Source organism: Mycolicibacterium madagascariense, from assembly GCF_010729665.1.
Taxonomy (GTDB): Bacteria; Actinomycetota; Actinomycetes; order Mycobacteriales; family Mycobacteriaceae; genus Mycobacterium; species Mycobacterium madagascariense.
In genome coordinates, this window is record NZ_AP022610.1 from 891,841 (window position 1) to 905,422 (window position 13,582).

Genomic DNA, 13,582 nt, shown 5'->3' on the forward strand with positions numbered 1-13,582 from the left:
TAGTGCGGCTCAGCGCGGCGCGACGGCTTCCCACGGCACGCAGAGCACGCCGTCGCGCAACCGCCGCCGTGGTGGCTCGACCGGATGTCCGTCGTCGGCCAGCGACTGCAGCATCGCTCGCCAGCGCACCCGCGGTCCGAACACCCCGTGTCCGGCGGCGGCGGCCCACGCCCGGTCGGCGGCGGTCAGCAGGTCGTGGATCGGCTGACCGGGCACGTTGTGGTGGATCAGCGCCTTGGGCAGACGTTCGGCCAGATCGGAGGGCCGGTCGATGGCGAACGGGTCGCACGCCATGACGAGATTCACCGGTCCGGCGTCGTCGAGCAGCACCCAGCAGCAGCGCCTGCCCAGCTCGTCGCACGTGCCGTCGACGACGAGCCCGCCCGGCGCCAGCCGCGTCCGCAGCTGCGCCCACGCCTGCGCCACGTCGTCGACGTGGTACTGACGCAGCACGTTGAACGCGCGTACCAGAACGGGTCGCAGGCCCGCGAGTTCGAAGCCGCCGAGCCCGAATTCGACGCCGTCGCGCGCGGGCACCACGCGGTCGGGATGGATCTCCAGTCCGACGACGCGCACGTCGGGCCGCACGCTGCGGAGTCGGGCCGCCAGCTCGAGCGTCGTCACGGGCAGCGCGCCGTACCCGAGGTCGACGACCAGGGGATCGGTGGCCGACAGCAGCGCCGCGCGGACCCGCGGTGCGTGCATCAGCCAGCGGTCGCTGCGCCGCAGCCGGTTGTATCCGGTGGTGCCGCGGGTCGGCTGACCCAGGGGCGAGGTCAGGCGTTCTCCCTGATCCACGCGGTCGTGAACTGCTGTTCGGAGGTCAGTAGGTCCTTCAGCTGGGCGCCGATGAAGTTCTCCACCTTGCCGCCGACCAGCGGGATGCGGACCTCGACGGTGGCGGTGACCTCGAGCCGGGAGCCGGCGCCCGACGGCACGAGCGCCATGGTGCCCGACAGCGTCGCCGGGGCTCCGGTGACCGAGCCCTTCACCGTCGCGGTCGCCCGCCCGTCGGTGACCGGCGTCCAGCGCTCCTCGCGCACGAAGATCAGGTCGCCGCGGTGGAATTGGGTGACGACGGCGGGCAGCCGGTCGGCGCTGAGCGTCTGGGTGGTGACGACGTCGAGGGTGCCGTCGGCGTCGTGCGTCATCGAGTCGAGGGACACCGTGTCGGCGCCGGAGTCGGCGAGCCGCTGCAGCCAGTACTGCTCGTCGGCGAACGCCTGATGGATCTGTTCGACGGAGCCGTCGTAGTCGGCGGCCATGTCGAAGGAACGTGGCATAGCCGCCCACGCTACCGTTGGGGCCCGTGGCCGTTTCGGATATCGCAGGCGTGGCCGTCGAGCGGTCCGTGCCCGTGGCGCCGATGACCACGCTGCGGGTCGGGCCCGTGGCCAGCCGGGTGATCACCTGCGCCACCACCGACGACCTGGTGCGGGTGCTGCGCGCGCTGCCCGTCGACGATCCCGCCGAGCGCACGCTGGTGCTGGCCGGGGGGTCCAACGTCGTCGTGGCCGACGACCTGGCCGACCTGACCGTCGTGCGGGTGGCCAACACCGAGATCACCGTCGAGGGCGACGTGCTGCGCGCCGAGGCGGGGGCCTCCTGGGACGACGTGGTCGTGACGTCGCTGGCGTACGGGCTGGGCGGACTGGAGTGCCTGTCCGGGATTCCCGGCTCGACGGGTGCGACGCCGGTGCAGAACGTCGGCGCCTACGGCGTGGAGGTCGCTGACGTGCTCCGCCGGGTCCGGTTGCTGGACCGCGGCACGGGGGAGGTGCGCTGGGCAGCGCCGGACGAGCTGCGGTTCGGCTACCGCACCAGCGTCCTGAAGCATTCCTCGCGCGTGGTGGTGCTCGAGGTCGAGTTCGCGCTCGACCCCGAAAACCGAAGCGCACCAATAAGATACGGCGAATTGGCCAGGGCGCTGGACGTCGCGCCGGGGGCGCGAGCGGAGCCGACGCTGGTGCGCGAGCGGGTGCTGGCGCTGCGGGCGGGCAAGGGCATGGTGCTCGACGACGGCGATCCGGACACCTGGAGCGTCGGGTCGTTCTTCACCAACCCCGTCGTGTCGGCCGCCGAGTTCGCGCGGCTGAGCGAACAGGTCGACGGTCCCGTGCCGCACTTCCCCGCCCCTGACGGGGTCAAGCTGGCCGCCGCCTGGCTCGTCGAGCGGGCCGGGTTCGCCAGGGGCTACCCCGGCGACGGGGCCGCGGCCCGGTTGTCGACGAAGCACGCACTGGCCCTCACCAATCGTGGTGCGGCCACCACCGCAGACCTGTTGGCGCTGGCCAGGACGGTGCGCGACGGCGTGCGGGAGGCCCTGCGGATCGAGCTCACACCCGAGCCGATTCTGGTTGGCTGCGTTCTCTAGGTACCGTATCTGAACGTGACCATCAACCGGCGCCAAGCGCTGACCGCCATCGCCGTGGGCGCCTCCGGCGTGCTCGCGGCGTGCAGCGGTAGGTCTTCGACCAGCCAACCCGAGGCGACCGAGGCTCCCGCGAAGGCGGAAATCACCTACACCCCGGCCAAGAATGCGGTCGACGTCGCACCGACCGACCGCATCTCCGTGACCGTCACGAACGGCTGGTTGCAGCGCGTCGCGCTGCTCAACGCCGACGGCAAGCCGGTCGCGGGCGCCATCAGCGGTGATCGCACGTCGTTCTCGACCACCGAGCCGCTGGGCTACGGCGTGCAGTACACGTGGTCCGGGTCGGCCGTCGGCCGCGACGGCAAGGCCGTCCCGCTCGGGGGCACCTTCACCACGGTGAACCCGTCGACTCAGGTGAACGGGCAGTTCCAGCTGGGCGACGGTCAGGTCGTCGGCATCGCCGCGCCGGTCATCCTGCAGTTCGACGCGGCCATTCCCGACGACGCCAAACCCGCGGTCGAGCGCGCGCTGAGCGTGACGACGACCCCGCCGGTCGTGGGCAGCTGGGCCTGGCTACCCGACGAGGCGGCCGGTTCCCGCGTGCACTGGCGCACCCAGGACTACTACCCGGCGGGCACGAAGGTCCACGTCGCGGCCAGCACGTACGGCGTCCCGTTCGGCTCCGGTGCGTTCGGCGCCCAGGACATCACGCTGGACTTCGAGATCGGCCGCCGGCAGGTGGTCAAGGCCGACGCGTCGTCGCACCGCATCCAGGTCATCACCGACGAGGGCGTGATCCTCGACCTGCCGTGCAGCTACGGCGAGGCCGACCTGCCGCGCAACATCACCCGCAGCGGCATCCACGTCGTCACCGAGAAGTACCAGGACTTCTACATGTCCAACCCGGCCGCCGGCTACACCAACGCCCACGAGCGCTTCGCGGTGCGCATCTCCAACAACGGTGAGTTCATCCACGCCAATCCGTCCAGCGCGGGCGCCCAGGGCAACACCAACGTCACCAACGGCTGCATCAACCTGTCGACGTCGGACGCCGAGCAGTACTACAACACCGCCATCTACGGGGATCCCGTCGAGGTGACCGGGACGTCGATCCAGCTGTCCTACGCCGACGGCGACATCTGGGACTGGGCGGTGGACTGGGACCAGTGGCGGTCGATGTCGGCGCTGAACAACGACACGCCGCTGCAGAACGTCCCGAGCAGCGCGCCCGCCACGCCGAGCGACGCGCCGACGCTGTCCGGCACGCCGACGACGACCCCGCCCAGCCAGGTGACGCTCACCCCGGCTCAGGGGTCCAGCACGTCGAGCCCCAGCACGACCACGTCGACGACGACGTCCACCACCACGTCCACCACGACGTCCACGACGACGTCGGTACCGAACTCGAACCTCAGTCCGATTCCGGGCGGGTGAACTTCCGCGTCGCGGTGGCCTGATCGCGCGGGCGGATGACGATCTGGTCCAGGTTGACGTGCGGGGGCCGGGAGGCCACGAAGCCGATCACCTCGGCGACGTCGGCGGCCACCAGCGGCGTCATGCCGCGGTACAGCGCGTCGGCGCGGTCCTGGTCGCCGCCGAACCGGACGACGGAGAACTCGGTCTCGACCATGCCCGGCGCAATCTCGGTGAGCCGCACGGGAAGACCCAGCAGCTCGCCGCGCAGGGTCTGGTGCAGCGCGGCCTGCGCGTGCTTGGCGGAGGTGTAGCCGGCGCCGCCGTCGTACACCTCGAAGGCCGCGATCGAGGTCACCGTGACGATGAGCCCGTTGCCGGAGGCGATCAGCTTCGGCAGCAGCGCCCTGGTCACGCGCAGGGTGCCCAGGACGTTGGTCTCCCACATCCAGCGCCAGTCGTCGAGGTCGGCGTCGGCGACCGTCTGGGTGCCCTTGGCGCCGCCGGCGTTGTTGACGAGGACGTCGACGCGCGTCAGGCCGTCGGCGAGCGCCTCGACCGCCGCGCCGTCAGTGACGTCCGCCACAATCGCGGTGCCACCGATCTCGGCGGCCAGCGCCGCGATGCGGTCCTGGCGACGGGCCACGCAGACCACGTGAAAGCCAAGTGCGGCAAGGGTTTTCGCTGTCGCCTCGCCGATGCCCGAGCTGGCGCCGGTGACCACGGCGACGGGCTGGGAGTTTCCGGATGCCGTCATTCCGCCAACTCTAGTGGCGTGCTAGGTTTCTCATCGTGTCCGCTGGTCTGACCTCCCGCATCGCCGTTCGGCGTGCGTGTTGTTGTCGTTGCCGCTGCAGCCGCGCCTGACCGAATCACGGACGTCGTCCCCTCGAGTCGCCAGGTGAGGCCAAGAACCCACCAGCCGATATCGACGAAGGACACCTCCCGTGAGCACCACCGCCATTCGCGAGACCCCCACCACCCCCACCGCCCTCTCGGCCGCCCACGCCAAGCGCGCGCTGATGGCCCGCCAGCACATCGTGGCGCCCTCGCTGCGGGTCGCCGAGGCGGCCGCCGCGTCGGTGTTCGGCGCCGCCCGGCTGCGCGGACCGATCGCCCGCGACGTCATCGCCCAGGCGACCGGGCTGAGCATCGCCACCGTGAACCGCCAGGTCACCGCCCTGCTCGACGCCGGTGTGCTGCGTGAGCGGGCCGACCTGGCCGTCTCCGGCGCCATCGGCCGCCCACGCGTTCCGGTCGAGGTCAACCACGAGCCGTTCCTCACCCTGGGCATCCACATCGGCGCCCGCACCACCAGCATCGTGGCGACCGACCTGTTCGGCCGGACCCTCGACGTGGTCGAGACCCCCACGCCACGCGGATCGCAGGGCACGGCGCTGGCCGCCCTCGCCGGCAGCGCCAGCCGCTACCTGAGCCGGTGGCACCGCCGCAGGCCGCTGTGGGTGGGGATCGCGTCGGGCGGCGTCGTCGACAGCGCCACCGGCCACCTCGACCATGCCCGGCTGGGCTGGACCGACGCGCCCGTCGGACCCGTGCTCGCCGAGGCCCTCGGGCTGCCGGTGTCGCTGGCGTCGCACGTCGACGCGATGGCCGGAGCGGAACTGCTGCTCGGCGCCCGCCGGATGAGTGCGACCTCGGCGCCGCTGACGAGCCTGTACGTCTACGCCCGCGAGACGGTCGGCTACGCGCTGTCCATCGGCGGCCGGGTGCACTCGCCCACCAGCGGTCCCGGCACCATCGCGGCGCTGCCCGTGCAGTCCGAGATCCTCGGCGGCACAGGGCAATTGGAGTCCACCGTGAGCGATGAGGCGGTGCTGACGGCGGCCCGCAGGCTGCGCATCGTGCCCGCCGACGGACCATCGTCGACCGTGACCGCCGTACTGCGCTCGGCGCGCCAGGGCAACCGGGACGCCATCGACCTGCTCGACGAACGAGCCCGCGTGCTCGGGGAGGCCGTTGCGTTGCTGCGCGACATGCTCAACCCCGACGACCTCGTGGTGGGCGGGCAGGCCTTCACCGAGTACCCGCAAGCGATGGCCCGGGTCGAGGCGGCCTACCGCAGCCGCTCGGTGCTCGCCCCGCGCGACCTCCGGCTGACGTCGTTCGGGAACCGCGTGCAGGAGGCGGGCGCCGGCGTCGTGTCCCTGGGCGGGCTGTACGCCGACCCCATTGCTGCCATGCGGCGCGCCGTGCGCGACAAGACCGCCTGACCCACCTCCGAGCAGGGCACGGGCAACTCCCGCGGGACCCGGTGTAAGTATTGGGTGTGCGCGTAGCCGTCCTGTCGGTCCATACCTCCCCCCTGGCCCAACCGGGGACCGGCGATGCGGGCGGGATGAACGTCTACGTCCTGCAGACCGCGCTCGAGCTGGCCCGCCGCGGCGTCGAGGTGGAGATCTTCACCAGGGCGACGACGTCGGCGGACGCCCCCGTCGTGCGGGTGGCCCCCGGCGTGCTGGTGCGCAACGTGGTGGCCGGACCGTTCGAGGGGCTCGACAAACACGACCTGCCCACACAGCTGTGTGCCTTCACCGCGGGCGTCCTGCGGGCCGAGGCCACCCACGAGCCGGGCTACTACGACGTCGTCCACTCCCACTACTGGCTCTCGGGCCAGGTCGGCTGGCTGGCGCGGGACCGGTGGGCCGTGCCGCTGGTGCACACCGCCCACACCCTCGCGGCGGTGAAGAACGCCTCGCTCGCGGTCGGCGACCAGCCGGAGCCGCCGCTGCGCGCGGTCGGCGAGCAGCAGGTGGTCGACGAGGCCGACCGGTTGATCGTCAACACCGAATACGAAGCGCAGCAACTGGTTTCGCTGCACCACGCCGATCCGCAGCGCATCGACGTCGCTCATCCCGGCGTCGATCTGGAGGTGTTCACCCCCGGTGACCGCGCGCAGTCGCGGCGGGCGCTCGGACTGCGCGCCGACGAGCGGGTCGTCGCGTTCGTCGGCCGCATTCAGCCGCTGAAGGCGCCCGACGTGCTGCTGCGGGCGGTCGCCAAGCTGCCCGACGTGCGCGTCGTCATCGCCGGCGGGCCGTCGGGGTCGGGGCTGGCGAATCCGGACGGGTTGGTTCGGCTGGCCGACGAGCTGGGTATGTCAGACCGCGTGACGTTCCTGCCGCCCCAGACCAGAGACCAGCTCGTCGACGTCTATCGCGCCGCCGACGTCGTGGCGGTACCGAGTTACGCCGAGTCGTTCGGGCTGGTCGCGGTGGAGGCCCAGGCCTGCGGAACGCCGGTCGTGGCGGCCGCGGTGGGTGGTCTCCCGGTGGCCGTCCGCGACGGCGTCAGTGGCGTCCTGGTCGACGGTCACGACCCCGGCGACTGGGCCGCGGCCATCGATGGGCTCTTCGAGCGCGGACCCGACACCCTGCGGACCGCCGCGATGGCGCACGCCGCGAGCTTCTCCTGGGCGCACACCGTCGACGCGCTGCAGGCCAGCTACGGCCGTGCGATCAGCGACTACCGGTCCCGGCACCAGCGGGCCGAGCTACCGGTCCGGCGCAACGCCCGCCGGTTCTCGATTCGACGGGGCATCCGGGCATGACTGCACTCGAGGTCATCGAAGCCACGCTGAAGGAAGCCTCGCTGGAGTACGCCTTCCACCACGGCGTCGACGGTGCGCCGTCGGGCATCGTGGTCGAGGTGCCCGGCGAGCGCCGGCTCATTACGAACACGATCCTCACCGTCGGGGATCACTCCCTGCGCATCGAGGCGTTCATCTGCCGCAAGCCCGACGAGGACTTCGAGAAGGTCTACCGCTACCTGCTGCGGCGCAACCGCAAGCTGTTCGGCGTCGCCTACACCCTCGACAACCTCGGCGACATCTATCTGGTCGGTCGCATCCCGCTGGAGTCGGTGACCTCCGACGTCATCGACAACATCCTGGGCCAGGTCGTCCTCGCCGTCGAAGCCGACTTCAACATGTTGTTGGAGTTGGGCTTTCACTCGTCCATTCAGAAGGAATGGGAGTGGCGGGTGAAGCGGGGCGAGTCGCTGAAGAACCTGCGTGCCTTCGAGCACATGATCGACGACGGCGACGACTAGATCCCACGTCCGCGGGGGTCATGGCAAGATCGTCACCATGCCGACTCTGGTGCTGCTCCGCCATGGCGAGAGCGAATGGAACGCGCTGAACCTGTTCACCGGCTGGGTGGACGTGGACCTCACCGACAAGGGTCGGGCCGAGGCGGTGCGCGGCGGTGAGCTGATGAAGTCGCAGGGCGTGTTGCCGGACGTGCTGTACACCTCATTGCTGCGGCGCGCCATCACCACCGCGAACCTGGCGCTCGACGCGGCCGACCGGCACTGGATCCCGGTGGTCCGGGACTGGCGGCTCAACGAGCGGCACTACGGCGCGCTGCAGGGCCTCGACAAGGCCGAGACCAAGGCCAAGTACGGCGAGGAGCAGTTCATGGCGTGGCGCCGCAGCTACGACACGCCGCCCCCGCCCATCGAGCCGGGCAGTCAGTTCAGCCAGGACGCCGACCCGCGCTACGCAGACATCGGCGGCGGACCGCTCACCGAGTGCCTCGCCGACGTCGTCGCCCGCTTCGTCCCGTACTTCACCAGCACGATCGCGCCCGATCTGCAGGCGGGCAAGACCGTGCTGGTCGCCGCGCACGGCAACTCGCTGCGCGCGCTGGTGAAGTACCTCGACGGCATGTCCGACGATGACGTCGTCGGCCTCAACATCCCGACCGGGATACCGCTGGTGTACGAGTTGGACGACGCCTTGGCCCCGACCGTCCCCGGCGGGACGTACCTCGATCCGGACGCCGCCGCGGCGGGCGCCGCCGCCGTGGCCGCGCAGGGCGCGAAGTAGTCGACCGGGGGACCGGCGAGGCGAACAGTGGGTGAACTCGGGTGAACGCAACCCGAACTCCTGTGTTTGCCTCTGTGACGTGTCCCGATTTAGCCGCACGCTGCTGGGATGGCGTTCACCGAGTGCGTACGATTTTCGCGTGAGTGTGGTAGCGGCGCTGCTGACGGTGGCAGTAGTCGCCGTTCTCGCGCTCGCCGCGGGGGTGGGCGCCGGGCTGGCGCTGGCGCCGCGGATCGCCGCACGCCGGGAGCGGCGGGCCGTCGACCAGGCGGGCATCACCGTCTCGCAGATGCTGCAGAACATCGTGTCGCTCTCACCGGTGGGGACCGTGGTCGTCGACACCTACCGTGACGTGGTCTACATGAACGACCAGGCACGCGAGCTGGGCCTGGTCCGGGACCGGTTGCTCGACGACCGGGCGTGGGCGGCCGCGCAGCGCACCCTGGCCACCGGCGCCGACGCCGACTTCGAGCTCGCCCCCGTGCGGCGCCAAAACCCCGGGCGCTCAGGGCTTTCCGTCAGAGGCCACGTGCGGCTGCTGAGTCAGGACGACCGCCGGTTCGCGGTGGTGTACGTCGACGACCAGTCCGAGCACGCCAGGATGGAGGCCACCCGCAGGGACTTCGTCGCCAACGTCAGCCACGAACTCAAGACGCCGGTCGGCGCGATGGGGCTGCTGGCGGAGGCGCTGCAGGCCTCGACCGACGATCCCGCGACCGTGAGCCGCTTCGCCGAGATGATGATCACGGAGTCCGAACGGTTGGCGAACATGGTCGGCGAGCTCATCGAGCTGTCCCGGTTGCAGGGCGCCGAGCCGCTGCCCGATCTGGAGTCCGTCGACGTCGACTCCGTGGTCGGCGAGGCGCTGTCGCGCTACAAGGTCGCCGCGGACAACGCCGACATCGAGATCACCACCGACGCGCCCACGGGGTACCACGTGCTGGGCGACCAGCCGCTGCTGGTGACCGCGATCGCCAACCTGGTGTCCAACGCAATCGCCTACTCGCCCAAGGGATCTCCGGTGTCGATCAGCCGACGGCGCCGAGGTGACGACATCGAGATCGCGGTGACCGACCGCGGCATCGGCATCGCCCGCGACGACCAGGAGCGGGTCTTCGAGAGATTCTTCCGCGTCGACACGGCGCGGTCCCGGGCCACCGGCGGCACGGGACTCGGCTTGGCCATCGTGAAACACGTTGCGGCCAATCACAACGGATCCATCCGGCTGTGGAGTCAGCCAGGCACCGGTTCGACGTTCACCCTGTCGATCCCGGCCCATCACGAACCCGACGACGAGTCGGACGAACGAGAGGACCCATCGTTACCGTGACGAGCGTATTGATCGTGGAAGACGAAGAGTCACTGGCCGATCCGTTGGCCTTCCTGTTGCGCAAGGAGGGCTTCGAGGCGACGGTCGTCACCGACGGCCCCGCGGCGCTCGCCGAATTCGAACGCGCGGGCGCCGACATCGTGCTGCTGGACCTCATGCTGCCGGGCATGAGCGGAACCGACGTGTGCAAGCAGTTGCGCTCGCGTTCCAGCGTCCCGGTGATCATGGTGACCGCGCGCGACAGCGAGATCGACAAGGTGGTCGGGCTCGAACTCGGCGCCGACGACTACGTCACCAAGCCGTACTCGGCGCGGGAGCTGATCGCCCGCATCCGCGCGGTGCTCCGCCGCGGCGCCGACAACGACGACGCGGGCATCGGCGACGGCGTGCTGGAGGCGGGCCCGGTCCGGATGGACGTCGAGCGGCACGTCGTCGCGGTCAACGGCGAGTCGATTACGTTGCCGCTCAAGGAGTTCGACCTGCTGGAGTATCTGATGCGCAACAGCGGCCGGGTGCTGACCCGCGGGCAGCTGATCGACCGGGTGTGGGGTGCGGACTACGTCGGTGACACCAAGACGCTCGACGTCCACGTCAAGCGGCTGCGCAGCAAGATCGAGGGCGACCCGGCGAACCCGGTGCACCTGGTGACGGTGCGGGGGCTGGGCTACAAGCTCGAGGGCTGACTACTGCGCGGCGCGCGTCGCGGGGTGGATGGCGATCAGACCGAGGCGGCTGCGCTTCTTGCACATCGCCGCGAGTTCGGCGTACGCCTTCTCGCCGAGTAGCTCGGTCAGCTCGGGAGCGTAGGACTGCCACACCTGCCGCGCGCCGACGTGGGCGTTCGGGTCGCCGGTGCAGTACCAGTGCAGATCCGCTCCGCCCTCGCCCCAGCCGCGCCGGTCGTATTCGGTGATTGTGGTCCGTAGGACCTGCGTGCCGTCGGGGCGCTCCACCCACTCCTGGCTGCGCCGGATCGGCAGCTGCCAGCAGATGTCGGGTTTCATCGTCAGCGGCTCCACCCCGAGCGCGAGCGCCTTGGAGTGCAGTGCGCAGCCGATGCCCCCGGCGAAGCCGGGCCGGTTGAGGAAGATGCAGGCGCCCTTGTACTTACGGGTCCGCAGGTTGTCCTTGCCGTCGTATTCATCCATCTCGAGGTAGCCCTTGCGGCCGAGCCCCTTGTCGCGGAACTGCCAGTCGTCGTCGGTCAGCTGCGCCACCGCGGCGTCGAGCCGGGCGACGTCGTCGTCGTCGGACATGAACGCGCCGTGGCTGCAGCAGCCGTCGTCGGGGCGGCCCGCGACGGTGCCCTGGCACGCGGGGGTGCCGAACACGCACGTCCACCGCGAACACAGCCAGGTGAGGTCCGCGGCGATCAGATGCTCGGGGTTGTCGGGGTCGGGGAACTCCACCCATTCGCGGGCGAAGTCCAACTCCACCTCACCGGGGTGCGATGCGCTCACGGAACGCAACGGTAGACCCGATAACGTGGGTCGCGTGCGATTGGGCGTGCTCGACGTGGGCAGCAACACGGTTCATCTGCTCGTCGTGGATGCTCGGCGCGGTGGACACCCCACGCCGATGAGCTCCACGAAGGCCTCGCTGCGCCTGGCGGAGGCCATCGACGGGTCGGGAAAGCTCACCCGCAAGGGTGCCGACAAGCTGGTCGAGACCATCGACGAGTTCGCCAAGATCGCCACCAGCTCGGGGTGTGCGGAGCTGATGGCGTTCGCCACGTCGGCGGTGCGCGACGCCACGAACTCCGATGACGTGCTCGCCCGGGTGCTCGCGGAGACGGGCGTGGCCCTCAAGGTGCTCTCCGGGGTGGACGAGTCCCGGCTGACCTTCCTGGCCGTGCGGCGCTGGTACGGGTGGAGCCCCGGGCGCATCATCAACATCGACATCGGCGGCGGGTCCCTGGAATTGTCCAGCGGCGTCGACGAGGAGCCCGACATCGCGCTGTCGCTGCCGCTGGGCGCCGGCCGACTGACCAGGGAGTGGTTGCAGGACGATCCCCCCGGCCGGCGGCGCGTGGCAATGCTGCGGGATTGGCTGGCGACGGAGATGGCCGACGCGGCCGCCGAGGTGCTCGACGCCGGCGCCCCCGACCTGACGGTCGCGACCTCGAAGACGTTCCGCTCGCTGGCGCGACTCACCGGCGCAGCGCCCTCGGGCGCGGGGCCGAGGGTGAAGAGGACACTGACGGCGGCAGGACTTCGTCAGCTCATAGCATTCATCTCTAGGATGACGACGGCCGACCGTGCGGAGTTGGAAGGGGTGAGCGCCGAGCGGGCGCCGCAGATCGTGGCGGGAGCGCTGGTTGCTGAGGCGAGTATGAAGGCCCTGGCGATAGACACCGTGGACATTTGCCCCTGGGCGTTGCGAGAAGGGTTGATCTTGCGGAGACTCGATAGCGAGGCAGACGGCACGGCCCTGGTCGGCACGTCGGCGGGCCTGGCCGGTGTGAAGAAGGCGATGGCCAGAGGCGCGACACGATGACCGATTCCGACGACCAGACCCGGCCCATCTCGGTGGCCGAACTGCTGGCGAAGAACGGCACGATCGGCGCCCCGCCCGCGGGCGGCAGGCGCCGTCGCCGCAAGGGCAACAGCGACGCCGTGACCGTCGCCGAGCTCACCGGTGAGATCCCGATCGTCAACACCGGGTCGATGCCGGTCGTGCAGCCCGCGCCCGAGCCACCCCCCGCCCCGACACCCACGCCCGAACCGCCCGCCCACGACGAATCCGCCGACACGGCCGAACCGGCCGACACGGTCGAACCCGCAGCCGACGCCGAACCGACGGAGGCCACCGAGCCCGCGCTCACCGACGCCGAGGCCGACTACCGCGCGCACCTCCAGAGCCGCGACGTCGACCCGGACCCCATCGACTTCAAGGCACCCACGCGTCGGCCCCCGGTGGCGACGCCGGCCGCGTTCGCGTCCCCGTCCATCGGGGCCGAGCAGATGAGCCCCGATCCCGTCGTCGACGACGACGAACTGCTCGACCTCGGCACGGACGTGGGCTTCGGCGGGGGCCTGGACGACGCGGACGACCTCGACGACCTCGCCCCTGCGGACGACCTCGACGACCTCGATGACCTCGGCGGCGTGGACGACGCGGCAGAAGCCGCGGACGCCGCTGACACACCGCGCCCACGGGTGTCGTCCTACTCGCGGTCGGACTCGGACACGCTGTTCGGTGGCCAGTCCGTCGCCGACGAGGCGGCCCGGCGGGGACCGCGGCCGGGGCCCGAGGACATCGACCTCGGCCCCGACGCGAAGGGGGACCGCGCGGCCGGTGAGCTCGCCACCGCGGAGACGCCCGCCGAGGCGGGCGAGGCCACGGAGTCCGGCGGCTCCGCCGTCGTCAAGGGCATCTGGGTCGTCGTGCAGTGCGTGCTGGCCGTCGCGTTCGGCGCCGGGTTGTTCATCGCCTTCGATCAGCTGTGGCGGTGGAACACGATCGTCGCGCTGGTGCTGTCGGTACTCGTCATCCTCGGCCTGGTGGTCGGCGTGCGGGTCGTGCGCAAGACCGAGGACATCGGGAGCACGCTGATCGCGGTGGCGGTCGGCGCCCTGGTCACCCTGGGACCCCTGGCACTCCTCCAGTCGCACTGACC

General features: G+C 70.9%; 13 protein-coding genes and 1 pseudogene. 10 read left to right on the forward strand and 4 right to left on the reverse strand.

Annotated elements, in window-relative coordinates; genetic code table 11:
- Window positions 1-9 precede the first annotated feature (9 nt).
- Entirely contained in the window at window positions 10-780 is a 771-nt protein-coding gene (locus G6N60_RS04140) for a class I SAM-dependent methyltransferase (protein ID WP_179969758.1), read from the reverse strand.
- Complete coding sequence (locus G6N60_RS04145) at window positions 777-1,283, reverse strand: DUF2505 domain-containing protein (RefSeq protein WP_163732956.1); 507 nt, start codon at window positions 1,281-1,283, stop codon at window positions 777-779. Before G6N60_RS04145 ends, G6N60_RS04140 begins: the two co-directional genes overlap by 4 nt.
- A 26-nt stretch (window positions 1,284-1,309) precedes the next feature.
- On the opposite strand from G6N60_RS04145, the gene G6N60_RS04150 reads away from it, so the two are divergent.
- Both G6N60_RS04150 and G6N60_RS04155 read left to right on the forward strand, forming a co-directional pair.
- Window positions 1,310-2,374: a UDP-N-acetylmuramate dehydrogenase gene (locus G6N60_RS04150; protein WP_163732959.1), complete on the forward strand. Its 1,065-nt coding sequence runs from the start codon at window positions 1,310-1,312 to the stop codon at window positions 2,372-2,374.
- Window positions 2,375-2,383: 9 nt separating this feature from the next.
- Window positions 2,384-3,715 (forward strand): annotated as a pseudogene (locus tag G6N60_RS04155) (L,D-transpeptidase); the annotation flags it as partial.
- Between the two features lie 70 nt (window positions 3,716-3,785).
- Here the strand turns inward: G6N60_RS04155 and G6N60_RS04160 are convergent.
- Complete coding sequence (locus G6N60_RS04160) at window positions 3,786-4,544, reverse strand: SDR family oxidoreductase (protein ID WP_163732962.1); 759 nt, start codon at window positions 4,542-4,544, stop codon at window positions 3,786-3,788.
- A 190-nt stretch (window positions 4,545-4,734) separates the two neighbouring features.
- On the opposite strand from G6N60_RS04160, the gene G6N60_RS04165 reads away from it, so the two are divergent.
- The 6 genes from G6N60_RS04165 to regX all read left to right on the forward strand — a co-directional run bounded on the left by G6N60_RS04165 (window position 4,735) and on the right by regX (window position 10,646).
- Window positions 4,735-6,018 carry an ROK family protein gene (locus G6N60_RS04165; RefSeq protein WP_372511046.1) on the forward strand — a complete coding sequence of 428 codons (1,284 nt, stop codon included), beginning with the start codon at window positions 4,735-4,737 and terminating at the stop codon, window positions 6,016-6,018.
- A 50-nt stretch (window positions 6,019-6,068) separates the two neighbouring features.
- Entirely contained in the window at window positions 6,069-7,355 is a 1,287-nt protein-coding gene (mshA, locus tag G6N60_RS04170; RefSeq protein ID WP_163732967.1) for a D-inositol-3-phosphate glycosyltransferase, read from the forward strand.
- Window positions 7,352-7,855, forward strand: coding sequence for a type III secretion system chaperone family protein (locus tag G6N60_RS04175; protein ID WP_163732970.1), 504 nt, complete (start codon window positions 7,352-7,354; stop codon window positions 7,853-7,855). The genes mshA and G6N60_RS04175 overlap by 4 nt, the downstream gene beginning before the upstream one ends.
- Window positions 7,856-7,892: 37 nt before the next feature.
- The gene (locus tag G6N60_RS04180; protein ID WP_163732972.1) at window positions 7,893-8,633 is read left to right on the forward strand and encodes a phosphoglyceromutase; all 741 of its coding nucleotides are present in this window, start codon (window positions 7,893-7,895) and stop codon (window positions 8,631-8,633) included.
- Between the two features lie 139 nt (window positions 8,634-8,772).
- On the forward strand, window positions 8,773-9,963 hold the full coding sequence (locus tag G6N60_RS04185; RefSeq protein ID WP_163732975.1) for a sensor histidine kinase: 1,191 nt from the start codon (window positions 8,773-8,775) through the stop codon (window positions 9,961-9,963).
- The gene (regX, locus tag G6N60_RS04190) at window positions 9,960-10,646 is read left to right on the forward strand and encodes a two-component sensory transduction protein RegX (RefSeq protein WP_163732977.1); all 687 of its coding nucleotides are present in this window, start codon (window positions 9,960-9,962) and stop codon (window positions 10,644-10,646) included. Before G6N60_RS04185 ends, regX begins: the two co-directional genes overlap by 4 nt.
- Here regX and G6N60_RS04195 read toward each other — a convergent pair whose 3' ends face one another.
- Entirely contained in the window at window positions 10,647-11,423 is a 777-nt protein-coding gene (locus G6N60_RS04195; RefSeq protein ID WP_163732981.1) for a DUF3109 family protein, read from the reverse strand.
- Window positions 11,424-11,457: 34 nt separating this feature from the next.
- Between G6N60_RS04195 and G6N60_RS04200 the strand changes: the two genes are divergently transcribed.
- Entirely contained in the window at window positions 11,458-12,459 is a 1,002-nt protein-coding gene (locus G6N60_RS04200) for a Ppx/GppA family phosphatase (protein WP_163732984.1), read from the forward strand.
- Window positions 12,456-13,580 (forward strand): Rv0497 family membrane protein, encoded by a 1,125-nt coding sequence (locus tag G6N60_RS04205; protein ID WP_163732986.1) that lies wholly within the window; start codon window positions 12,456-12,458, stop codon window positions 13,578-13,580. Before G6N60_RS04200 ends, G6N60_RS04205 begins: the two co-directional genes overlap by 4 nt.
- Window positions 13,581-13,582 lie beyond the last annotated feature (2 nt).

What these genes read in the sequence shown, in the direction of transcription:
- G6N60_RS04160 (WP_163732962.1), bottom strand. Translation starts at nt 4,544, where the DNA reads ATGACGGCATCCGGAAACTCCCAGCCCGTCGCCGTGGTCACCGGCGCC.
- G6N60_RS04180 (WP_163732972.1), top strand. Translation starts at nt 7,893, where the DNA reads ATGCCGACTCTGGTGCTGCTCCGCCATGGCGAGAGCGAATGGAACGCG.
- G6N60_RS04175 (WP_163732970.1), top strand. Translation starts at nt 7,352, where the DNA reads ATGACTGCACTCGAGGTCATCGAAGCCACGCTGAAGGAAGCCTCGCTG.
- G6N60_RS04205 (WP_163732986.1), top strand. Translation starts at nt 12,456, where the DNA reads ATGACCGATTCCGACGACCAGACCCGGCCCATCTCGGTGGCCGAACTG.
- G6N60_RS04145 (WP_163732956.1), bottom strand. Translation starts at nt 1,283, where the DNA reads ATGCCACGTTCCTTCGACATGGCCGCCGACTACGACGGCTCCGTCGAA.